Raw genomic sequence first — 21795 nt, forward strand, 5'->3', positions numbered from 1 at the left:
TCCGGCCGCTCGCGGACCAGGCACGGTAACGCCTGCCTGCCCAGGGCGATGGTACCGACGCGATTCGGTCGGACACGGTCAGTGATCATCACGAGGCCGGCCCGATGGGACCGGGAGGATTCGCACCCTCCATAGTGGACAAATCAGAATACGCGGGAGGCATCGTGACCGACAGCCACTTCCCTGTGACCGTAAGCGATGTCGGGGCGACGACCGTCCACATCCGCACGCTGTACCCGTGACCCGGGGTGCGCGATCCGAGATCGGAGACCCGCCGGAGCCGGCGACGGTGCGTGGCCACTCGCCGACGGGATGTTACCTTGCGTGGTCGGTATCGAGCGGTCAGTGGGGAGGGGTTCACGGTGTCCCAGCGCGGTTCACGCTCACTGGCGGTCGCGTTGGCGATCGCTTGTGTCGCGGTGGCCGCGATCGCCGGCGTCGTGCTGCTCACATCCACCGCGCCAAGCCACACACAGCCGGGCGTCGAGCCACCGGCCGCGCTCGCCGCGCCCAGCACGGTCCCCGGCACCCAGCCGCCATCCGCGAAGCCTTCGGCGACAACGACATTCACCCCGGTGAAGGGCCCGAACGGGATCACCACGGTGGTACCCCGAGGCTGGCCGCTCAAGCCGTGCCCGATCGCCGACTGCCAGGAGGTCGACGACCCCGTCACCCCGACCCGGTTCCTCCGGCTCGGCGCCACAGCGGCGCGCGGCGGCCGGCCGTTCGACGAACAGCTCGCGTACGAGCAGGAGTTCAGCGCCGGCCGGGCAAACTTCCAACGGGTCAAGCTGGACGCCGTGTCCCAGCACGGCTTCGACGGCGCCGACTGGGAGTTCGAGTACGACCTCAACGGCGTCCGCCGGCACGTGAAGACCTTGCTGTGGCGCGCGAACGGGATGGACAACTGGGTCTACGCGTCCGCGGAGCTGGCGGCCTGGCCGGACACCCGGGCGATCTTCGACAAGATGGCTGCTAGCGCTGTGCCATGACCCTGCGGGCGGTGGCGAACCGCGGCCGGCCGGCCAGATCCCGATGATCGTCCACTTCGGACAGAACGCGTCTGGCGGCGAGCAGGGCCGGGACGGACTCGCCCTGGGTGTCGTCGTGTTCGATGCCGACAAGGCCACCCGACCTGAGCAGCCGGGCGGCGCAGCCGACGACATGCCTGATCACGTCGAGGCCGTCCGGGCCGGCGAACACCGCCTCGGCCGGGTCGTGGTCGGCCACCTCGGGTGGGACGGCGGTGTCGGCGGGCACGTACGGCGGGTTGCAGAGCACGAGGTCGACCGTGCCTTCCATGTCCGCCAACAGTTTCGGGTCGGTGACGTCACCGGAGTGCAGCCGCACCGGCGGGTCGCCCGCGTCGGCGCGTAGGTCCGCGTTGCGGCGGGCCCAGGACAGGGCCACGGGGTCCAACTCGACGGCGTGCACCACCGCGTCCGGCCGTGCGTTGGCGAACCCGAGCGCGATCGCCCCGGAACCGGTGCAGAGATCGACGACCACCGGCGCCGGCCCGGCAACCTTGCGGCCCCAGTCCAGCAGCAAATCCGTCTCCGGCCGCGGCACGAACACGCCGGGTCCGACGGACACCGTGATGTCGCCGATCCAGGCGCTGCCGGTGATGTGCTGCAACGGTTCCCGGCCGGCCCGCCGGGTGACCGCCTTGCCAAGGGCGTCCACAACGGACGGATCGACCAACGGCACCAACGGAAGCCGGCCGCGGTCCACCCCGAGCACATGCGCCGCCAGCAGCTCGGCGTCGACCCGTGGACTGTCCACTCCGGCCGCTTCGAGAATCCGGGTGGCTTCGAGGATGGCCAGGCGCAGCGGGGTTCGGGTCACCGAGCCAGCTTAGGGCGCGGTGGACTGCGCTAGGCGTTCGGCGCGGTCCGCGACGGCTAGTGCGTCCAGCACGCCGTCCAGGTCGCCTTCGAGCACCTGGTCCAGGTTGTAGGCCTTGTAGTTCACCCGGTGGTCCGAGATCCGGTTTTCCGGGAAGTTGTACGTACGAACGCGTTCCGACCGGTCGACCGTCCGGACCTGGCTGCGGCGGGCGTCCGACGCCTTGCGCGCGGCCTCCTCCTCGGCCAGCGCCTGCAGACGGACCCGCAGGACGTGCATGGCCTGCGCGCGGTTCTGCAGCTGCGACCGCTCGTTCTGGCAGGACACCACGATCCCGGTCGGCAGGTGGGTGATCCGCACCGCCGAGTCGGTCGTGTTCACGCTCTGCCCGCCGTGCCCGGACGACCGGAACACGTCCACCCGCAGGTCCTTCTCGTCGATCTCCACCTCGACGTCCTCGACCTCGGGATACACCAGCACACCAGCGGCCGACGTGTGGATGCGGCCCTGGGACTCGGTGACCGGGACCCGCTGCACCCGGTGCACGCCGCCCTCGAACTTCAGCCGCGCCCACACCCCGTCCGGGTCGCTGCCCTTGGTCTTCACCGACAGCGTGACGTCCTTGTAGCCGCCCAGGTCGGACTCGGTGGCGTCGAGCACGTCGGTCTTCCAGCCACGGCGTTCCGCGTACCGGGTGTACATCCGGAACAGGTCGCCGGCGAACAGCGCGGACTCCTCGCCGCCCTCGCCCGACTTGATCTCCACGAGCACGTCCGAGCCGTCGTGCGGGTCGCGCGGCAGCAGCAGCTCGGACAGCCGCTCCTCCAGCGCGGGGATCCGCTGTTCCAGCGTTTCCGCCTCGGCCGCGAACGTCTCGTCCTCCGCGGCCAGCTCACGGGCCGCCACCAGGTCGTCGCGGGTGCTCTCCAGCTCGCGAAGGGTCCTGACCACCGGCGTCAGCTCGGAGTACCGCCGGCCGAGTTTGCGTGCCTTGTCCTGGTCCGCGTGCACGGCCGGGTCGGCCAGCTCACGTTCCAGTCGCGCGTACTCCTGCAGCAACTCGTCCACGGTTTCTCACCCCTTCGCCAGTGAACCAGGGACATGACAACGGCGCCCAGTCCAAGGGGACCGGGCGCCGTGTTCTGGGCTACTTCTGCCGCTTGCCGTAACGCTTCTCGAAGCGCGCGACCCGGCCACCGGTGTCCAGAATCTTCTGCTTGCCCGTGTAGAACGGGTGGCAGTTCGAGCAGACCTCGACGTGGATGGACCCGGAGGTCTTGGTGCTGCGGGTGCTGAACGTGTTGCCGCAGCCGCAGGTCACCTCGGTGGTGACGTACTCGGGGTGGATACCGCTCTTCACTGATCTCGCCTCTCGTTGTGGCCGCCGGGTCCCTGGACAAGGGTGAACCGGAGCCGGACTCGACCTAACAGTGTGCCAGACGCGCTGACCAGCTCGTACAACACCTCCCGGGGGAGGTTTGTTCCGCTCGTCGACCGTGATCGACCATCCACCGCACGGCCAGGGGTGTTCGTCGAACGCCAGGTCCACGGGCGATGTGCGGCCGCCACACTGGCCCCGTGTCCCGCGCGGTACGACAACCATTTCCACTGCTTGCCTGGGCAGTGGTCCCCGCGCTGTTCACGGCCGCTGTGCTCGGACTCACCTCGTTGGGTGAAATCCTGCTCAGCCAGCCGAGTGACATCGTACTGACCAGCGCCCACCTGGGCGCCGCGGCCGGGGTCACCCTCATCGTCGGGCTGGCCAGGCCTTGGCCACGGCGGCTGCGCGCCGTCCGCTGGGTGTACCCGGTGGTGATCTTCGTCGTCGGCGTCGTGGTCCACGGCACTGACGTCCCGACCGTGGTGGCGCTGACCACCGGGCTGCCCAGTGTCGCGATCCTGGCCAGGATGAGGTACCTCCGACGGTTCCCCCGGATCCTGGACCAGGAGAACCGCAAGCCGGACCTGGTGGGCGCCGCCCGATAGCCGAGCGGCGCCCACCAGGCCGCTAGTCGTCGCCCGCGCCCGGGGTGGTCTTCGCCACCTGCATCAGGAACTCGATGTTGGTGCGGGTCTTGCGCAGCCGGTCGAGCAGCAGCTCGATCGCGGCCTGCGGCTCCAGGGCGTGCAGCACCCGGCGGAGCTTGTGGGTGACCGCCAGCTCGTCCGGCGAGAGCAACAGGTCTTCCTTACGGGTGGACGACTGGTCGACGTCCACCGCCGGGAAGGTGCGCTTGTCGGCGATCTTGCGGTCCAGCTTCAGCTCGGCGTTGCCGGTGCCCTTGAACTCCTCGAAGATCACGCTGTCGCCGGCGGAGCCGGTCTCGACCAGCGCGGTCGCGAAGATGGTCAGCGAGCCGCCGTTCTCGATGTTGCGCGCGGCACCCAGGAACCGCTTGGGCGGGTACAGCGCGGTCGAGTCGACACCACCGGACAGGATCCGGCCGGATGCCGGCGCCGCCAGGTTGTAGGCCCGACCCAGCCGGGTGACCGAGTCCAGCAGCACCACGACGTCGGTGCCCATCTCGACCAGCCGCTTGGCCCGTTCGATGGCCAGCTCGGCCAGCATGGTGTGGTCCGACGGCGGCCGGTCGAAGGTGGCCGCGATCACCTCACCGTCGACGTTGCGCTGCATGTCGGTGACTTCCTCGGGCCGCTCGTCCACCAGGACGACCATGAGGTAGCACTCGGGGTTGTTCTTGGCGATCGCGTTGGCGATCTGCTGCAGAACAGTCGTCTTGCCCGCTTTGGGCGGCGAGACGATCAGCGCGCGCTGCCCCTTGCCGACCGGCATCACCAGATCGATGACACGGGTGGACAGGATGTGCGGCTCGGTCTCCAGGCGCAGTCGCTCGTTCGGGTACAACGGCGTCAACTTGGTGAACTCGGGCCGGCTGCGCGCCTGGTCCGGGTCCATGCCGTTGACCGTCTCGACCCGCACCAGCGGGTTGAACTTCTGCCGCTGCTGCTCGCCCTCACGCGGCTGGCGGACCAGGCCCGTGATGGCGTCACCGCGGCGCAGGCCGTAGCGGCGGACCAGCGACAACGAGACGTACACGTCGTTCGGGCCGGCGAGGTAGCCGGAGGTACGCACGAACGCGTAGTTCTCCAGGACGTCCAGCACACCCGCGACGGGCAGCAGGACGTCGTCCTCGCGGACCTCGGTGTCGCCACCGCCTCCACCGGTGCCGCCCTCGTTGCGGCCGCCACGGCGGCGACGGTCACGGAAGCGGCGGCCACGGCGGCCACCCCTCTCGTCGTCGTCGTCCTCGTCGGGACCGTTGTTCTGGTTCTGGTTGCGCGACTGGCTCTGCTGCCGGTCGTTGTTGCGGTCCCGGTCGCCGCGGTCACGGTCGCGCTCACCACGGTCTCCGCGGTCACCACGATCACGGTCACCACGGTCGCGGTCGCCACGACCCTGCCGGTCGTTGCGCTCCCGGCGCTCCCCCTGCGGGCGCTCGGGCCGCTCCTGCTGGCCCCCTGCCTGGGGCTCGGCCTTCGGCTCGGCGACGACTTCCGGGGCCTTGGCCTCGGCTTTCGTCTCCGGGGCTGAGGCGGCGACGGTCTCCGGGCTGCCCGCCGGACGGCCGGCGCGACGGCGACGGGGACGGCTGGGCGCCGACTCCTCGGCGTCCGCGGGTGGGGTGGCGGGCGCGGCCTTCTTCTCGATGGCCCGCTTCGGCTCCCGCGCGGCTGACCTCGGCGGCTTGGCCGCCGGCAGGTCGGTGAGTGGCAGCGTGTCCACGGTGCCCCCACCACCGGACCCGCCCTGCCGCTCCTTGATCGCAGCGATCAGGTCTCCCTTACGCATCGCACTCGTTACGGTGATGCCGTTCTCACGGGCTACCTCGCGCAACTCCGCCAGCACCATGCCGGACAGCCCGCGTCGACGCGTCGGACCTCCGTTGGAGCCGCCGCCAGCCGGGGGAGCGCCCGCAGCGGTATCGCTGCTCAACAGATCGGTGTTGCTCACTAATGTCCTTCCTGACCGGTCCCCGCCTCCTACGTGGACCAGCGGACCGCCGCCCGACGGAACGCGGAACGGCTTGTCTGTCCGATTTCGACGAGCCTTCGTCACCGCGTCGGCCACTAACTGGGCCAGGCGCAGAACTTGGTCGCCAATACGGAGCATCGGTCACCACGACTGTCGGGTATCCGTGAACACCGGCCCTGATACGAGTTCGGAGCCGACATCCCTACGGCAGATGTGACCCGGGGACAATTCCCCGGGAACAACACCGGGCGCCCGTGCGCGCGGTGACTGAACGCCCCCGAGGGTAGACGGCCATCCGTCGACGTGCAACAACCACCCCCGGCGCGTCGCGGCCCGGTCAGACGGCGCTGACCTGCACTCCGAGCCGGTCAACGGGCAGTTCACGCACTTCGAACCCGGTGACGTCCACCCCGGCCGGCAGCTTTCCGTCCGAGGTGAGCACGATCACGGTGGGTCCGGCGCCGGACACCGCCGCCGCCGCACCCTGCTCGCGCAAGATCCGTACCAGCCGCAAAGTCGCAGGCCAGGCCGTTTCCCGGTAGTCCTGGTGCAGCCGGTCCTCGGTGGCCGCGAGCAGCAGGTCCGGCCGGGACGTGATGGCCTGGACCGCGAGCGCGGCCCGGCCGGCCGCGAACGCCGCGTCCCCGTGCGGGACACGGTCCGGCAACAATTGCCTGGTCACGGACGTTCTTGAGGATTCACCCGGAATGAGCAATATCGGACGGACATCCGGGTGAGGCTCAAGACGCAGCGCTTTGAAGTGCTCACCGTCGGTCCACGCGACAACGAGTCCGCCAAGGAGGCTGGCGGCCGCGTTGTCCGCGTGGCCTTCGAACTCTGCAGCTATTTGCAACGCCCGGTCGTCGACTTCCATTCCCGCGAGCCCGTACGCTGCCGCGACCCCGGCGACCACCGCGGCGGCCGACGAGCCGAGGCCCCGCGAGTGCGGGATGCTGTTGTGGCAGTGCAGTTCCAGGCCAGGTGGCTGGTATCCGGTCAGTTCGCCCGCGGCCCGGATGGCCTGGGCGACCAGGTGTCCTTCGTCGTAGGCGACCTCGTCCGCGCCCTGACCGTCCACTGTGATCACCAGGCCGCCGCTGGTCACCCGGGCTTCGACCGTGTCGTACAGGCCGAGGGCCAGGCCGAGGGCGTCGAATCCGGAGCCGAGGTTGGCCGTGGAGGCCGGCACCCGGACCCGGACGGCGGTGGTCATCGCAGTTCCAGGGCGGACGCGACCGCGCCGGCGTCCACCGGGATCGGCTCGACCTCGTGCATTTCCAACAATGCCGTGTCCGGGTCTTTCAGCCCGTGCCCGGTGACCGTGCAGACGACCGTGCATCCACGCGGCAACCGGCCGTCCTCGGCGGCCACAAGCAGGCCCGCGACACTCGCGGCGGACGCCGGTTCGACAAAGATGCCCTCGCGCGCGGCCAAAAGGCGGTACGCGGCCAGGATTTGCTCGTCGGTGACCGCGTCGATCAGGCCGCCGGACTCGTCCCGCGCGGCGATCGCGGCGGCCCACGACGCCGGGCTGCCGATCCGGATCGCGGTCGCGACCGTCTCCGGGTGGGCGACTGGCTCACCGCTGACCAACGGCGCCGCACCGGCCGCCTGGAAGCCGAACATCCGTGGCGTGGCAGGGACGACCGCGTCCCGCGCGTACTCCGTATAGCCGAGCCAGTACGCGGTGATGTTCCCCGCGTTGCCCACCGGCAGGCAGTGCACGTCCGGTGCGCGGCCCAGCGCGTCGCACACCTCGAACGCGGCGGACTTCTGCCCTTCCAGCCGGACCCGGTTGACCGAGTTCACCAGGGCGACCGGGTGGTCGGCCGCGGTCTTGCGGGCCAGTTCGAGGCAGTCGTCGAAATTGCCGTCGACCTGGAGGATCCGGGCGCCGTGCATGACCGCTTGGGCCAGCTTGCCCAGCGCGATCTTGCCCTGCGGCACGAGGACCGCGCAGGTCAGGCCGGCGCGGGCGGCGTACGCGGCGGCCGACGCCGAGGTGTTGCCGGTGGACGCGCAGATCACCGCTTTGCTGCCCGCGGCGAGCGCGTACGTCATCGCCACGGTCATACCGCGGTCCTTGAACGACCCGGTCGGGTTGACTCCTTCGACCTTCAGCAGCACCCGGCTGCCGGTCAGTTCGGACAGGTACGGGGATTCCAGCAGTGGCGTCCCGCCTTCGCCCAGGGTGACGATCCGGGCGCCGGGCGGCACCGCGATCCGGTCGGGATACGCCTGGACGATGCCCGGCCACATCGAAGCCCGGGTGATCGAGACCGTCATGACTCCTCGCCTTCGACCCGCATGACACTGACGACCTCGCGGACCGCGGGCAGCCCGGCCACCTTGTCCACTGTGGACCGCAGGGCGGCGTCCGGCGCGGCGTGGGTGACGATCACCAGGCTGGCGTCGTCGATCCGGCCCTCCTGGCGGACGGCCGCGATGCTCACGTCGTGCTCGGCGAACACGGCCGCGACCGACGCGAGCACACCGGCCTTGTCGGCCACGTCCAGGCTCAGGTGGTACCGCGTCGAAACCTCCGAGACCGGCCGCACGGGCAGCGCGGCGTACGCGGACTCACGCGGACCATGCCCGCCCGCGACCCGGTTGCGGGCGACCGCTACAAGGTCGCCGAGCACCGCGCTCGCGGTCGGCGCACCACCGGCGCCCTGGCCGTAGAACATCAACTGGCCGGCGGCCTCCGCCTCGACGAACACGGCGTTGAAGGCGCCGCCGACGCTGGCCAGCGGGTGGCTGCGCGGGATCATCGCCGGGTGCACGCGGGCGGTGACGGTGTCGTCGACGCGCTCGCAGATCGCCAACAGCTTGATGGTCCGGCCAAGGGTGCGCGCGGCGACGATGTCGGCCGCGGTGACCGCGGTGATGCCTTCCCGGTACACATCCCCGGCATTCACTCTGGTGTGGAACGCGATCGACGCCAGGATCGCGGCCTTGGACGCGGCGTCATATCCGTCGACGTCGGCCGTGGGGTCCGCCTCCGCGTAGCCGAGCCGGCTCGCCTCTTCGAGCGTCTCCGCGTAGTTGGCGCCGGTCTCGTCCATCGCGGACAGGATGAAGTTGGTGGTGCCGTTGACGATTCCCATCACCCGCGTGATCCGGTCACCAGCCAGCGACTCACGCAGTGGCCGCAGCAGCGGGATCGCGCCGGCCACCGCGGCCTCGAAGTAGAGGTCCGCGCCGGACTCGTCGGCGGCCGCGAACAGCTCACCCGCGTGCTCGGCGAGCAGCACCTTGTTCGCCGACACCACGGACTTGCCCGCCCGCAAGGCGGCCAGCAGCAGCCCACGGACCGGCTCGATCCCGCCGATCACCTCGACCACCACGTCCACATCGGACGCGACCAGCCCGGCGGCGTCCGTGGTCAGCAGGTCTTTCGGAACGCCGCGATGGCGGTCCGGGCGGCGCACGGCGATCCCGGCGAGTTCGATCGGCGCGCCGATCCGCGCGGTCAGGTCGCCCGCCTGCTCGTCGAGCAGGCGCACCACCTGGCTCCCCACGTTGCCGCACCCCAGCAGCGCGACCCTGATCGGTTTCACCTGAACTCCAATCGATCCGTGCGATGATGATCTGTGTGAAGCAGGTGGTGCAAGTTCGGTTGCTGCCGACGCCCGAACAGGCGTCGGCGCTGACCAGCACCCTGCACACGTGCAACCTCGCTGCGTCGTGGCTGTCCGAACAGATACACACCTGCCGGGTGCACAGGAAGTTCGACGTGCAGAAGCGCTTCTACACCGAGTTGCGAGAGCGTTTCGGGCTGGCGGCGCAGCCGGCGATTCGGGTGATCGGCAAAGTGGCGGACGCCTACACGACGCTGCGTGCCAACCTCCAGGCCGGCAATTATGGGCCGCCGGGGTCGAACCGGCGCCGAAAGGTTGAAGGCACCGCGATCGTGTTTCGACCGGACGCTGGCCAAGCGTTTGACGCCCGCTGCCTTTCGTGGCAACTCGGCGACGCGGGCCGAGAGGGTGCGGTGTCGCTCTGGACGACGGCCGGACGACTCAAAGGCGTCCGGGCAGTCGGCGAACCCCGTCAGATGGCTCAGCTGCGTGGTAGCCAGATTGGCGAAACCGACCTGATTCACCGCGATGGCATGTGGTTCCTGTATGCCACCGTGGACGTCCCAGAATCTGCGCTGACCCAGCCTGTCAACGGCTTTCTCGGTGTGGACCTGGGGATCGTGAACATCGCGACCACCTCCGATGGGGACCGGATGTCCGGTGCGCGCCTGAGTCGCTACCGCAAACGGCAGCAGCGCATCCGCAGGCGGTTGCAGGCCAAGAAGACCTCCTCCGCACGCCGGCTGTTGAAAAAACGCCGCCGCAAAGAGCAGCGGTTCGCCACCGACGTGAACCATCAGATCAGCAAGCGCATCGTGGCCGAGGCTGAACGCACCGGACGCGGCATCGCCGTCGAACAGTTGACCGGCATCCGCGACCGGGTACGGCTTCGCAAGCCCCAACGGGCCACGCTGCACTCTTGGGCCTTCGCCCAACTCGGCCACTTCCTTGTTGGGCACGCCGACCACAACGCGGCACACAACATTGCAGCTCGCGGTGAGGTGTGCTGGGGCGAAGTCATGCGTCCACACGCAGCGCCCACCCTGGCAGCCAGCTAGGACGGCAGCAGCAAGCCTATCGGCACCCCGGAACGAGTGGATCGGGCGACAAACCCGTTTCTGCGCGGACGGGCTCATGACTCGGTTGCCTCCAGTGCGAACAGGTCGTCGACGGTTTCCCTACGCAGCAACAAACGTGCCTGCCCGTCGCGGACGGCCACCATGGCCGGCCGCGGCAGGCGGTTGTAGCCGCTGGCCATCGCGTAGCAGTACGCGCCGGTCGCGGCGACCGCCACCAGATCACCGGGCGCGACGTTCGCCGGCAGCCAGACGTCACGGACGATCACATCGCCTGCCTCGCAGTGCTTTCCGACGATGCGGCACAACATGGCCTCGGTGTCGCCGGCGCCCTCGTCGCTCGCGCGCGACACCAGCCGCGCGTCGTACACGGCGTCGTACAGCGCGGTCCGGATGTTGTCGCTCATCCCGCCGTCCACGCTGACGTACCGGCGCGCGGCCCCGGCGCCGAGCGTGATGTCCTTGATCGTCCCGACCTCGTACACGGTCACCGTGCCGGGGCCGACGATCGCCCGGCCGGGTTCCACCGCGATCCGGGGCACGTCCAGGTCTTCGCGCTCGCACTCCTTGGTGACGATCGCGCGCAGCTGCTCGGCCAGCCAGGCTGGCGGCGGCGGGTCGTCCTGCGGCGTGTAGGCGATCCCGAGGCCGCCACCAAGATCCACAGTGGACAGGTCGGCGAGCGCGTCGGCGCCGTGCTCGTCGCGCAGCTCGGCCAGCAGCTTGATCACCCGGTGCGCGGCCACCTCGAAGCCGTCCACGTCGAAGATCTGCGACCCGATGTGGCTGTGCAGGCCGACCAGCCGCAGGTGCCCGGCCTTCAGGGTCCGCCGGACCGCCTCGGCCGCGTCCCCGGCGGCCAGCGAGAAACCGAACTTCTGGTCCTCGTGCGCGGTCGCGATGAACTCGTGGGTGTGCGCCTCCACGCCGACCGTGACCCGGATCAGCACCGGCTGGACGACGTCGTGTTCCTTGGCGATCTGGTCCAGCCGGGCGATCTCGTGGAACGAGTCGAGCACCACCGCGCCGAGGCCGGCCTGGACCGCCGCGCTCAGCTCGGCGACGGACTTGTTGTTGCCGTGCAACGTGATCCGCTCCGGCGGGAACTCGGCACGCAACGCGATGGCCAGCTCGCCGCCGCTGCACACGTCCAGGCTCAGCCCCTCCTGCTCGACCCACCTGGCGATCTCGACGGACAGGAACGCCTTGGACGCGTAATGCACCAGCGACGGATCGCCGAAGGCCTGCGCGTGGTCCCGGCACCGGGAACGGAAGTCGTCCTCGTCCATCACGAACAACGGTGTGCCGTACGTCTCGGCCAGCTCGCGCACGTCCACCCCGGCCAGCCGGACGGCTCCGTCCTCGCCGCGCGCGGCGTTACGCGGCCACACGGTCTCCGGTAGCTCGTCCAGCTCGGCGACGGTGTTCGGGCGCGGTCCGGCGGTGTTGCCAGGCAGCAGGACGTCCGCGTGCCGTGGTCCAGCGGGGTGGGCTCTCACTTCTCACATCCGTTCAGGGGCCGAGACGCCGAGCGTCTCCAGACCGTTGCGCAACACCTGCCGAACCGCCAGGCACAGCCGCAGCCTGGCCAGGTGCACCGGGGCGACCGCCTCGTCGCCCATCGGCAGGATCCTCAGGTTCTCCTCGTCGTCGTACCACTTGTGCAGCGCACCGGCGAGGTCTTCCAGGTAACGCGCGACCCGGTGCGGCTCACGCAGCTCAGCGGCCGTGGTGACGACCTTGGGGAACTCGCCCAGAGACCGGATCACGGCCCCTTCGCGGTCATGCGTCAACAACCCTAGATCCGCGCCGGCCGGGTCCATGTCGAATTTCATGGAGTTTTCCACCACTCGACATATTCGCGCGTGCGCGTACTGCACGTAGAACACGGGATTCGCGCGAACCCGGGCGGCCAGCAGGTCCAGGTCGATCTCCAGCGGCGCGTGCACCGACGAGCGGATCAGCGCGTACCGGGCGGCGTCCACGCCGACCGCGTCAACGAGGTCCTCCAGGGTCACGACGTTCCCGGCGCGCTTGCTCATCCGTACCGGCTTGCCGTCCCGCATCAGGCTCACCAACTGGCCCAGCAGGACCTCGACGGTGTCCGGGTCGTCGCCGAGCGCCGCCGCGGCCGCCTTGACCCGGGCCGTGTAGCCGTGGTGGTCCGCGCCGAGCATGTAGATGCACAGGTCGGCGCCGCGGGCCCGTTTGTCCTCGAAGTACGCGATGTCCCCGGCGATGTACGCGGGCGTCCCGTCGCTCTTGATGACGACCCGGTCCTTGTCGTCGCCGTAGTCGCTGGAGCGCAGCCACCAGGCGCCGTCGTTCAGGTACAGGTGCCCGGACTCCTTCAGCCGCTCGACCACCCGGTCGACCGCGCCCGAGGCGTGCAGCGAGTCCTCGTGGAAGAACACGTCGAAGTCGGTGCCGAAGTCGTGCAGGGACGTCTTGATCTGGTCGAACATCAGGCCGACGCCGATCCGGCGGAAGATCTCGTCCCGGTCGTCGGCGGACAGCGCGCCCGGGACCTGGCGCAGCACCTCGGCGGCGATGTCGCTGACGTACGCGCCCGCGTAGCCGTCCTCGGGGGTCGGCTCGCCCCGCGCGGCGGCGACCAGGGACCCGACGAACCGGTCGATCTGGGCGCCCGCGTCGTTGAAGTAGTACTCCCGGGCGACCGCCGCTCCCCTGGCCGCCAGCGTCCGGCCGAGAGCGTCGCCGACCGCGGCCCAGCGCGTGCCGCCGATGTGGATCGGTCCGGTCGGATTGGCCGAGACGAACTCCAGGTTGATGTTCTTCCCGGCGAGCTCGGTGCCGTGGCCGTACCCGGCGCCGGCCTGCTCCACGTCGACGACGATCCCGCCCTGGGCGGCCGTGGCCAGCCGGACGTTCAGGAATCCGGGGCCCGCGACCTGGGCCTCCTCGATGCCGTCGGTGTGCTCCAGGGCGTCGGCCAGCCACTCGGCGAGGTCCCGGGACGCCACCCCGATCCGCTTGCCGACCTGCAGCGCGAGGTTCGTGGCGTAGTCGCCGTGGGCCGGATTTCTGGGCCGCTCCACGCGGACGGTTTCGGGCAGCACGGTACTGTCGAGGCCTCGGTCTGCGAGGACCTCGACCGCGACGGCCCGGACAAGGTCGGCGAGTGCGGCGGGGTTCACCCCGCGAAGTCTAGGTAGCAGGCCTGGACCTGGGCTAACCGGCTCTTGCGACGAAAGGTGTCAGCTCCCGTGCGGATCCGACCACTCCTGCTCGGCACGGCCGTCGCCCTGCTGGCGAGCGCCTGCGGCAGCACCGTGCCCGGCGTGCCTGGTCCCGCCCCGAGCACAGGCGGAGCCTCTTCCTCAAGCAAGGTCACCATCCCGCACTCGTCCGTGGGCGACGACTTCACGCCGGGCGCCACCAACCAGGACCCGGCCAAGAAGATCCAGGGCATCGAGATCCACGACTACGCCACCCGCGATCACGTCATGACCCCGCAGCGGGTGGCCTACGACCAAGCGCCGCCCTTCGGTGGCAGACACGACGCCGAGTGGGCCGCGTGCAACGGCGTGACCTACAAGAAGGCCGTTCGCACCGAGCACATGGTGCACGCGCTGGAGCACGGCGCGGTGTGGATCACCTACAACCCGGACAAGATCACGGGCGACGACCTCGCGGTCCTCGCGGCGAAGGTCGACGGCCAGCCGTACAGCGTGATGTCGCCGTACCCTGGTCTGGACCACCCGGTCTCGCTGCAGTCCTGGGGCCACCGGCTCAAGCTGGACGACCCCACCGACCAACGCGTCGACCAGTTCATCAAATCGTTGCGTCAGAACCCGTACACGTACCCCGAACCCGGCGCCACCTGTGACAACCCGAGCTTCGACCAGGACAACCCGCCGCCGTTCGACCCGTCGGCGCCGGGCCCGGACGCGATGCCGGCAGGTAGTTGACGTCCAACAGACATGCTTTCCTTACACTTTCCTGCGGTGGTCTCCAGGGCGTAACGAATCGAGGTCCGAGAGCGGCATGGCCAGCGGCACTAAGAGCAGGAGCGGCGGCTCCAAGGGGTCCAAAGGGAAGGGCGTCAAGAGCCTCCAGAAGGCCTCCCGGTCGGCCTCGGCGGTCAAGAAGCCGAAGCCCTGGGGCACTATCGGCATCATCGTGGCCCTGGTCGTGGTGGCCGCCGTGGTCTTCGGCTACGCCATCACGAAGATCAACGCCGCCAACGCGTGGAAACCCTCGGACAGCAACAAGGACCCGTCCAAGGACATTTCGGGCGTGGTCAAGGTCGACTACCCGAACGGCATCCACGTCAACGCCACCCAGCGGGTCGCCTACGACCAGGCGCCCCCGTTCGGCGGGCCGCACGACGGCGTCTGGGCCAACTGCGACGGCATGGTGTACGCGAACCCCGTACGCAGCGAGAACATGGTCCACATGCTGGAGCACGGCGCCGTCTGGATCGCCTACAACCCGGACAAGGTCAAGGGCGCCGACCTGGACAAGCTCAAGGCCAAGGTGACCGGCCAGGACTTCATCGCGATCTCCCCGTACCCCGGCCTGGACCGCCCGTTCTCGCTGCAGTCCTGGGGCCACCAGCTCAAGCTGGACACCCCGGACGACGAGCGGGTCGACGAGTTCATCAAGTCGCTGAAGCGCAACACGTACACGTTCCCTGAGCCGGGCGCGACCTGTGACACCATCGACGGCTTCGACCCGACCAACCCGCCGCCGTTCAACTCCACCCCGCTGCCGCCGGACGCGGTGAAGATGGACGGCACCGGCGCCACCAAGGCGACCATGCAGAACGGCCAGGAGGCGCCGCCCAGCAGCCCAGGCGCTCCGCCTGCCGGCGCACCCGTCTCCGGTGCTTCCAGTCCCCCACCCTCGACCAAACCGAGCCAATGACCGTGCACGACGACCAGGACCTGTCCGCCTCGATCCTGGACGAGGAGGACGGCGGGCCACGGCCGAGCCGCCAGCGGGTGATCATCTTCTCCGCGGCGGCCCTGGCCATCCTCCTGGTCGGCGCCGCCATCGGCATGCTGATCACCCTGGCCAGCACCGGCGGGGACAACGTGCCGGACGCCAACTCGGTGGACGTCGGCTTCGCCCAGGACATGTCCACCCACCACCTGCAAGCGGTGTCGATGGCCAGCTGGGTCCGGGACCATACCGAGGACCAGGAGGTCAAGACCCTGGCCTTCGACATCGAGAGCACCCAGAAGACCCAGGTCGGCACGTTCGCGGGCTTCCTGGACCTGTGGAACCAGCCGGAGAGCCGGCCGCCGGACCGGCAGGCGATGAGCTGGATGGCGACCCCTTCGGCCGGCGGCATGCACGACATGGGCGGCATGAACATGCAGGGCATGCAGCCCGGCCAGCTGATGCCCGGGATGGCCACCCAGGAGGAGCTGGCCAAGCTGCGCAAGCAGACCGGCAAGGACCTGGACGTGTACTTCCTGCAGCTGATGATCCGTCACCACACCGGCGGCCTGTCGATGGCGAAGTACGGCCAGGACCACGCCGCCAGCGCCCCGGTCCGCAACCTGGCGCACACGATCGTCGTCGGCCAGACCGCCGAGGTCACCTACATGACGAGCATGCTCACCAAGCGCGGCGGCCAGCCCCTACCCAACTCATGACCCCAGCAGGCTGGCCGTCAGCGTGGCGGCCAGCCAGCCCTGGAACTTGTCCCAGGACCAGCCGCAGCCGTTGACGGCGTTGTTGACGACCTGGGGGGACGTGAGCGTCCAGACGATGTCCTGTGCGGTGGTCTCGTCCAGGCCCGGTCGCAGGCCGAACCGCCGGGTGATGTTGCCGACGAGCCCGGTGACGCCGACGCGCCGTTCACGGTCCGTCGTCGCGACGAAGGCCCTCAGGTCAGGGTCGCCGGTGGCGGCCTGCCCGTGCAGCATGACCAGCAGCGGACACACCCGTTCGGAGAGTTCACGGGCCATCTGCGCGTAGTAGCGGAGGCATTCCTCGCCGGACCTGGCCGCGATCATGGCGTGCACCAGGGGGCGGTCGGCGATCGGGACGGGTTCGTCGTCACCGGCGATGGCCACGTCGTACGCGGCCTTGAGCAGCACCGACTTGTTCCCGACCACGTTGTACACGGTCTGCACGCTCACGCCGGCCGCTTTGGCCACGTCTGTCAGCTTGGTGGCGAGGTAGCCGTTCGCGTTGAACAGCTCCACGGCCGCGGCGAGGATCCGACGCCGGGCGACCGCGGTCTGCTCCGTGCGCAGAGCCATCGAGTAGCTCCGGCCCTCGCTCATCACCCCTCCTTGACAGCTGACTATAACGGCAGTTGAATGGAATCACGTTCAAACTGATTGTATCCGATGTCATTCAATTTATGGAGGCGCGATGACCGTTGCCCGGTTCGACGTCGAGGCACTCGCCGCGCGAGCCCTCCACCTGATGGGCGACGGCGCGTTCGCCGAGTTCACCAGGGTCTTCCACGCGAAGGCGGTGAACCACGAAGCGGTGGCCGAACCACCGGCGAGCCGCGAGCGCGGCCCGGCTGGCTTCTACGCGTCCGCCCTGTGGCTGCGCGACGCCTTCGGCGGCGTGCACTGGAAGATCAACAACGTCCTCACCGACGGCCACCTGGTCGCCGTCAACGCCACCATGAGCGGACGGCACACCGGAACGTTCATCACCTTCGACGAGGAAGGCCGGCCGGCACAGGCGTATCCGGCGACCGGACGGCCGTTCACCACCAAACAGACCCACTGGCTGCGGGTGATCGACGAGAAGGTCGTCGAACACTGGGCGAACCGGGACGACGTCGGCCTGGCCATGCAGCTCGGCTGGATCCCGCCGTCACCGCGGTACATGTTCCGGATGGCACGCGCGCTGCGCAAAGCCCGCCGCGGCTATGTCCCGTTGCTGGCCGGGTCCTGAGCCGAAAAAGAGTTCGCGTCACGGTGTCGACAACCGCTCCGGCCGTTCGACGTGAAAGTGTCGCCAGCGAACCGCCGGCGTCTGAACCGGCAAGAAGGAGCGGAACGATGTCCTCGACCGTGCTGTACATGTCGATGTCGTTGGACGGATTCATCGCGGGCCCCAACGAAACCGTGGACAACGGTCTCGGCGACGGCGGGATGCGGCTGCACGAGTGGCTCTTCCCGATCACCGGGGACGTGAACCAGCAGATCCACGACGAGTTCATGACGGCCGGCGCGATAGTCGCGGGTCGTGGCACCTTCGACCCCGCGGGTGGCTGGGGCGGCGACCACCACGACGGTATCCCGATCTACATCCTCAGCCGCAACCCGGCCCCGGCCTGGGTAGCCGGCTGGCCGTTGGTGCACTACGTGAGCGACCTGGAAGTCGCCATGCGCGAGGCCAAGAAGGCCGCCGGCGACAAGGACGTGCTGGTACACGGAGCGGGCATCACGCAGCGCGCCCTCCCCGCGGGGCTCCTGGACGAACTCGAGATCCACCTGGTCCCCGTCCTGATGGGCGAGGGACGTCGGCTGTTCGAGCACCTCGGCGTCGAACAACGCCAACTGGAGCGGATCCGGGTCCTGCAGGGCGAAGGCGGCGTCACCCACCTCCGTTTCCGCGTCCGCCGCTAGGACGTCTTCCGGGCGAGCGCCCGTTCGAACACGACCTCGCGGGCCGAGCCGAGACCGACCGAGATCGCGCCGGTCAGCACGGCCGCGTCACCCAGTTCGCCGGCGACGATCTTGGGGCGCAACGGGGTCGTGCTCCGCAGCGCGGCCTCCAGGGGTTCGGCGAGCAGGTCCGTGTTGCTGCCGATGCCACCGCCCAGGACCACCAGGTCGGGGTCGATGACCGCGGCGACGGCACCGACCACGAAGGCCAACTGGCGCGCCTCCTCGGTGACCGCCTGGACCGCGATCCGGTCGCCGTTGCGGGCCAGTTCGAAGACCTCCTTGGCGGACTTGACCGACACTAGGCCCTGCCGGTGCGCCTTCTGCACCACCGAATGGCCGGAGACCTCGTCCTCGAGCATGCCGCGCTCCGGGGGCGTCGAATCCTTGGGCGGCCAGCCGTACGGTAGGAAGCTGATCTCCCCGGCGGCCCCGTGCGCGCCTCGGAAGAGTTGGCCGTTGACGATGATGCCCATCCCGATGCCGGTGCCGACCGTGATGCAGACGAACGTGTCCACGCCACGGGCGGCACCGCCGGTCAGCTCACCGACCGCGGCCAGGTTGGCGTCGTTCTCCACCACCAAACCAGGGCCGAGGGCACCGCCCAGGTCCTCCAGCAGGCCGCGTCTCCCCCAGCCGGGTAGGTTCGGCGCGTGGTGCAGCGCACCGGTCCGTGGGTCGGGCACACCCGGGCTGCCGACCACCTTCGTGACCACGTCGCCGAAGCCGATGCCCGCCGCGGCGACGGTCTGGTCCGCCAGTTCACGGACCGTCTGCACCAGGCTGCGGGCCGACCGGCAGCGGTTGCGTTCGTCCATTCGGGACACAACGGTGCCGGCGAGGTCGGCGACCTCCAACCGGATCCGTTCCCGCCCGATGTCCACGCCCAGTACGTGCCCGGCCGCCGGGTTCTCCTCGTACACCACGGCCGAGCGCCCCGGGCCGGTGGACGTGCGGCCGATCTCCCGCACCAGGTGGCGGCGCTCCAGGTCGAGCAGGGCCTGGCCGACCGTGGGCTTGGACAGGCCGGTGTCCTTCGCGACCTGCGGCCGGGTCGCCGGCCCGGCCGCACGCAGCCGGTCAAGCACGGCGCGTTGGTTCAGCTCACGCATTCCGGCCGGTGTGCCCACCTGCGGCGTTCTGCCCACGTATCGCTCCTTAACCACTCTCGCCAGGCGAGTTTACGTGTCCGAGGTTCCGCTCGCCGCCCAGTTATGTTAGGAAACCTTCTTAACTTATTCTGCTGCCCACCGGAGGTGAGCCGTGGCCGGCCAAGCTCCACCGCCCGACGGTTTCGAACGCCAGGTCGGAACCCTGCAGGCGACCGCGATCAACATGACTCAGATGTGCGGTATCGGCCCCTTCGTCACCATTCCCCTGATGGTGACGGCGATGGGCGGCCCGCAGGCGATGTTCGGGTGGCTCGTCGGCGCGTTGATCGTGCTCGCCGACGGCTTGATCTGGGCGGAGTTGGGTGCCGCCATGCCGCGCGCCGGCGGCAGCTACGTGTACCTGCGTGAGGCGTTCCAGTACCGGACCGGCCGGCTGATGCCGTTCCTGTTCGCGTGGAGCGCGGTCCTGTTCATCCCGCTGATCATGTCGACCGGTGTGATCGGCCTGGTGAAGTACCTCGCCTACCTGTGGCCCGGCCTGGTCAGCGCGGACGGCGGCGAGATCAACGGCACCGGCAGGCTGATCGGCATCCTGGTGGTGGTCATCGCCGTGGTCGCGCTGTGGCGGCGAATCGGGCAGATCGGCAAACTCACCGCCGGGTTGTTCGTCGTGATGCTGCTGTCGGTCATCGCGCTCATCCTGGCCTCACTGACCCACTTCCACGCCTCACTGGCCTTCGCGTACACACCGGGCGCGTTCTCGTTCTCCGGCGGGGCGCTCTGGGCCGGCCTCGGCTCAGGCCTGATCCTCGCGGTGTACGACTACCTCGGCTACAACACGACCGCGTACCTCGGCGCGGAACTGAAGAACCCGGGACGCACCCTGCCCCGGTCCATCATCTACTCCATCCTTGCCATGATGGGGATTTACTTCCTGCTGCAGATCGGCGTCCTCGGTGTCCTGCCGTGGCAGGACATCAGCCAGTCCAACTTCTTCGCTTCCGTTGTGCTGGAACAAACCTGGGGCAAGATCGCGGCGAGCGTGGTCACCGTGGCCATCGTGATCACCGCCTTCGGCTCGATCTTCACCGGCCTGCTCGGCGGCTCACGCGTGCCCTACGAAGCCGCCCGGGACAAACTGTTCCTGCCCTGGTTCGGCAAACTGCACCCCCGCCTCAACTTCCCCACCACCGGCGTCCTCATGATGGGCCTGATCACCGCGATCGGCTCCCTCTTCGACCTCAGCGAAGTCATCGCCATGCTCACCGCGGTCTTCGTACTGATCCAAGCAGTCGCCCAAATCGCGGCCCTGACCGTCCTACGCCGCCGCCAACCAGACCTACCCCGCCCGTACAAACAGTGGCTCTACCCGATCCCCAGCGTCATCGCACTGGCCGGCTGGATCTTCATCTACACCCAAACAGGCTGGCTGGACATCTGGCTCTCCCTCGCCTGGCTCGCCGCCGGCACCATCGCCTTCACCATCTGGTCCTCGGTGGAAAAAGTGTGGCCATTCGGCGCCAAAGAGATCAAAGAAGAGTTCCTGACCACCCCGTAACCCGGCCCTGACCAGGGCGAACAGGCCCGAAACGCGGCCCGCGGCAAACCTCGTTGAGCCATGCGCTACGCTAGGACCTGTTCGCCCCTGTAGCTCAGCGGATAGAGCGCTTCCCTCCGGAGGAAGAGGTCGCACGTTCGAATCGTGTCGGGGGCACCCAGAACATGGAAACGGCGGGTTGTAGGTCGTGAGCAGTGCTCAAGGCGTGCGACTTGCCGTTCTTGATGTTGGTTGTGCGTCGGTCGACGACAGTCTCAATTGTGTTGGTCAGGCTGTCAACGACGTCAGCGGTGATGGTGACACGGAGCGTGGTTTCGTAACGCCTCCCGGTTGTAAAAGATCTTCAGGTTGAACGCGTCGTAGAGGGCGCGCTGAATGTGCTCGGGTGCCCTGTTGAGGTTCAGTGCGACCTATGGTAGGGCGTCAAGCAGGTCTGGGCTGTCGTTCCGGGGCTGAACGGACGGCGATTGAAGCCGGCCGTGTTCAGCCTCGGCTTGGCGGATCTGCGTGGCGAGTTCGCCGAGCCGTCGCTGGATGCCCTGCCGGAACGCTCTCCGTGTCTCAGGGTCAAGTTCGGTGCCGTCCTCATCGGAGTCCTCCAGTTGTTCGAACAGCTTGCGCTGCCGTCGTTGCAAGGTGTCGATGTGTTGTTGAAGATCCCCCCTGCGGCGCCGGTTTTCCTAGTCGCGGTCGCTGCGGTCCGCGCTGGCTGAGAGATCGGCGTCGAGTAGTTCTCGGCGATGTGGGCCTAAGACACGAGTGGCGAAGAACTCTTCCACGACGGCGGCGAGCGCGTCCTGACGGATCCAGATGCTCTTGGGGTGAGTGGCCCACCAGTCGCGGTGGATGTGGTGGCGTTTGTCGGGTTGGCGTCCTGGACGGATGTTGCGTCGGCGGTTCCACACCACGTAGCCGGTGTACTTGGGGTTGCTCCGTTGACTGCACCAACTGGATGAGGGACTCAAGCTGCGGTCGGGGTTGCTCGATGTCGGGGCATGGATTTTGGTCATGGGGTCTCC

The 21795-nt window shown here is 68.9% G+C and carries 22 protein-coding genes and 1 tRNA gene; 11 read left to right on the top strand and 12 right to left on the bottom strand.

Features of this window, described 5'->3' with window-relative positions; all coding sequences use genetic code 11:
• Nucleotides 1-362: 362 nt before the first annotated feature.
• On the top strand, nt 363-992 hold the full coding sequence (locus EV192_RS30240) for a hypothetical protein (RefSeq protein ID WP_132121347.1): 630 nt from the start codon (nt 363-365) through the stop codon (nt 990-992).
• Here EV192_RS30240 and prmC read toward each other — a convergent pair.
• From prmC to rpmE, 3 genes are all read right to left on the bottom strand, one after another.
• Nucleotides 976-1845, bottom strand: coding sequence for a peptide chain release factor N(5)-glutamine methyltransferase (gene prmC / locus EV192_RS30245; RefSeq protein WP_132121349.1), 870 nt, complete (start codon nt 1843-1845; stop codon nt 976-978). The two genes, EV192_RS30240 and prmC, sit on opposite strands and share 17 nt — an antisense overlap.
• Nucleotides 1846-1854: 9 nt before the next feature.
• The gene (prfA, locus tag EV192_RS30250) at nt 1855-2913 is read right to left on the bottom strand and encodes a peptide chain release factor 1 (protein ID WP_132121351.1); all 1059 of its coding nucleotides are present in this window, start codon (nt 2911-2913) and stop codon (nt 1855-1857) included.
• A 79-nt stretch (nt 2914-2992) separates the two neighbouring features.
• Complete coding sequence (gene rpmE, locus EV192_RS30255) at nt 2993-3205, bottom strand: 50S ribosomal protein L31 (protein ID WP_132121353.1); 213 nt, start codon at nt 3203-3205, stop codon at nt 2993-2995.
• Nucleotides 3206-3423: 218 nt separating this feature from the next.
• Between rpmE and EV192_RS30260 the strand changes: the two genes are divergently transcribed.
• Nucleotides 3424-3831: a hypothetical protein gene (locus tag EV192_RS30260; protein WP_132121355.1), complete on the top strand. Its 408-nt coding sequence runs from the start codon at nt 3424-3426 to the stop codon at nt 3829-3831.
• A gap of 22 nt (nt 3832-3853) precedes the next feature.
• Here the strand turns inward: EV192_RS30260 and rho are convergent, their stop codons facing one another.
• From rho to EV192_RS30280, 4 genes are all read right to left on the bottom strand, one after another.
• Nucleotides 3854-5818 (bottom strand): transcription termination factor Rho, encoded by a 1965-nt coding sequence (gene rho / locus EV192_RS30265; RefSeq protein WP_132121357.1) that lies wholly within the window; start codon nt 5816-5818, stop codon nt 3854-3856.
• A gap of 358 nt (nt 5819-6176) precedes the next feature.
• The gene (gene thrB / locus EV192_RS30270; RefSeq protein ID WP_132121359.1) at nt 6177-7052 is read right to left on the bottom strand and encodes a homoserine kinase; all 876 of its coding nucleotides are present in this window, start codon (nt 7050-7052) and stop codon (nt 6177-6179) included.
• Nucleotides 7049-8125: a threonine synthase gene (gene thrC, locus EV192_RS30275; protein ID WP_132121361.1), complete on the bottom strand. Its 1077-nt coding sequence runs from the start codon at nt 8123-8125 to the stop codon at nt 7049-7051. Before thrC ends, thrB begins: the two co-directional genes overlap by 4 nt.
• Nucleotides 8122-9399, bottom strand: a complete 1278-nt coding sequence (locus EV192_RS30280; protein ID WP_243727148.1) for a homoserine dehydrogenase — start codon at nt 9397-9399, stop codon at nt 8122-8124. The genes thrC and EV192_RS30280 overlap by 4 nt, the downstream gene beginning before the upstream one ends.
• A 35-nt stretch (nt 9400-9434) precedes the next feature.
• Between EV192_RS30280 and EV192_RS30285 the strand changes: the two genes are divergently transcribed.
• Nucleotides 9435-10478, top strand: a complete 1044-nt coding sequence (locus tag EV192_RS30285) for a transposase (protein WP_207926274.1) — start codon at nt 9435-9437, stop codon at nt 10476-10478.
• 74 nt (nt 10479-10552) lie between these two features.
• Here EV192_RS30285 and lysA read toward each other — a convergent pair whose 3' ends face one another.
• Nucleotides 10553-11995 (bottom strand): diaminopimelate decarboxylase, encoded by a 1443-nt coding sequence (gene lysA, locus EV192_RS30290; RefSeq protein WP_132121365.1) that lies wholly within the window; start codon nt 11993-11995, stop codon nt 10553-10555.
• Nucleotides 11996-11998: 3 nt separating this feature from the next.
• Entirely contained in the window at nt 11999-13654 is a 1656-nt protein-coding gene (gene argS / locus EV192_RS30295; protein WP_132121367.1) for an arginine--tRNA ligase, read from the bottom strand.
• Between the two features lie 69 nt (nt 13655-13723).
• Between argS and EV192_RS30300 the strand changes: the two genes are divergently transcribed.
• The 3 genes from EV192_RS30300 (at nt 13724) to EV192_RS30310 (ending at nt 16123) form a co-directional block, all read left to right on the top strand.
• A complete protein-coding gene (locus EV192_RS30300) occupies nt 13724-14428 on the top strand; it encodes a DUF3105 domain-containing protein (protein WP_243727149.1) in 705 nt (234 codons plus the stop codon).
• Nucleotides 14429-14504: 76 nt separating this feature from the next.
• A complete protein-coding gene (locus tag EV192_RS30305) occupies nt 14505-15386 on the top strand; it encodes a DUF3105 domain-containing protein (protein WP_132121369.1) in 882 nt (293 codons plus the stop codon).
• Nucleotides 15383-16123, top strand: a complete 741-nt coding sequence (locus EV192_RS30310) for a DUF305 domain-containing protein (RefSeq protein WP_132121371.1) — start codon at nt 15383-15385, stop codon at nt 16121-16123. The genes EV192_RS30305 and EV192_RS30310 overlap by 4 nt, the downstream gene beginning before the upstream one ends.
• Here EV192_RS30310 and EV192_RS30315 read toward each other — a convergent pair.
• A complete protein-coding gene (locus EV192_RS30315) occupies nt 16118-16759 on the bottom strand; it encodes a TetR/AcrR family transcriptional regulator (protein ID WP_132121373.1) in 642 nt (213 codons plus the stop codon). The two genes, EV192_RS30310 and EV192_RS30315, sit on opposite strands and share 6 nt — an antisense overlap.
• 91 nt (nt 16760-16850) lie before the next feature.
• Here EV192_RS30315 and EV192_RS30320 point away from each other — a divergent pair, with 91 nt between their 5' ends.
• Together EV192_RS30320 and EV192_RS30325 are read left to right on the top strand one after the other, a co-directional pair.
• Nucleotides 16851-17390, top strand: a complete 540-nt coding sequence (locus EV192_RS30320; protein ID WP_132121376.1) for an ester cyclase — start codon at nt 16851-16853, stop codon at nt 17388-17390.
• 107 nt (nt 17391-17497) lie between these two features.
• Entirely contained in the window at nt 17498-18067 is a 570-nt protein-coding gene (locus EV192_RS30325) for a dihydrofolate reductase family protein (RefSeq protein WP_132121378.1), read from the top strand.
• On the opposite strand, the gene EV192_RS30330 is transcribed toward EV192_RS30325, so the two are convergent.
• The gene (locus EV192_RS30330; protein WP_132121558.1) at nt 18064-19218 is read right to left on the bottom strand and encodes an ROK family transcriptional regulator; all 1155 of its coding nucleotides are present in this window, start codon (nt 19216-19218) and stop codon (nt 18064-18066) included. The two genes, EV192_RS30325 and EV192_RS30330, sit on opposite strands and share 4 nt — an antisense overlap.
• Nucleotides 19219-19369: 151 nt before the next feature.
• Between EV192_RS30330 and EV192_RS30335 the strand changes: the two genes are divergently transcribed.
• From EV192_RS30335 to EV192_RS56085, 3 genes are all read left to right on the top strand, one after another.
• On the top strand, nt 19370-20776 hold the full coding sequence (locus EV192_RS30335) for an APC family permease (RefSeq protein WP_132121380.1): 1407 nt from the start codon (nt 19370-19372) through the stop codon (nt 20774-20776).
• An 83-nt stretch (nt 20777-20859) separates the two neighbouring features.
• Nucleotides 20860-20932: transfer RNA gene (locus tag EV192_RS30340), tRNA-Arg, on the top strand.
• Nucleotides 20933-21243: 311 nt separating this feature from the next.
• Nucleotides 21244-21489, top strand: a complete 246-nt coding sequence (locus tag EV192_RS56085) for a hypothetical protein (protein WP_243727150.1) — start codon at nt 21244-21246, stop codon at nt 21487-21489.
• Here the strand turns inward: EV192_RS56085 and EV192_RS54910 are convergent.
• Nucleotides 21457-21795, bottom strand: a 339-nt coding sequence (locus EV192_RS54910; protein ID WP_207926275.1) for a hypothetical protein, incomplete at its 5' end; no start/stop codon positions are given. The genes EV192_RS56085 and EV192_RS54910 overlap by 33 nt on opposite strands.

Source organism: Actinocrispum wychmicini, from assembly GCF_004345645.1.
Classification (GTDB): domain Bacteria; phylum Actinomycetota; class Actinomycetes; order Mycobacteriales; family Pseudonocardiaceae; genus Kibdelosporangium; species Kibdelosporangium wychmicini.

Bases quoted from the DNA above. Each gene is read 5' to 3' on its own strand.
- EV192_RS30325 (WP_132121378.1), top strand. From the start codon at position 17,498: ATGTCCTCGACCGTGCTGTACATGTCGATGTCGTTGGACGGATTCATC.
- thrC (WP_132121361.1), bottom strand. From the start codon at position 8,125: ATGACGGTCTCGATCACCCGGGCTTCGATGTGGCCGGGCATCGTCCAG.
- EV192_RS30315 (WP_132121373.1), bottom strand. From the start codon at position 16,759: ATGAGCGAGGGCCGGAGCTACTCGATGGCTCTGCGCACGGAGCAGACC.
- EV192_RS30320 (WP_132121376.1), top strand. From the start codon at position 16,851: ATGACCGTTGCCCGGTTCGACGTCGAGGCACTCGCCGCGCGAGCCCTC.
- EV192_RS30310 (WP_132121371.1), top strand. From the start codon at position 15,383: ATGACCGTGCACGACGACCAGGACCTGTCCGCCTCGATCCTGGACGAG.
- thrB (WP_132121359.1), bottom strand. From the start codon at position 7,052: ATGACCACCGCCGTCCGGGTCCGGGTGCCGGCCTCCACGGCCAACCTC.
- EV192_RS30330 (WP_132121558.1), bottom strand. From the start codon at position 19,218: ATGCGTGAGCTGAACCAACGCGCCGTGCTTGACCGGCTGCGTGCGGCC.
- EV192_RS30305 (WP_132121369.1), top strand. From the start codon at position 14,505: ATGGCCAGCGGCACTAAGAGCAGGAGCGGCGGCTCCAAGGGGTCCAAA.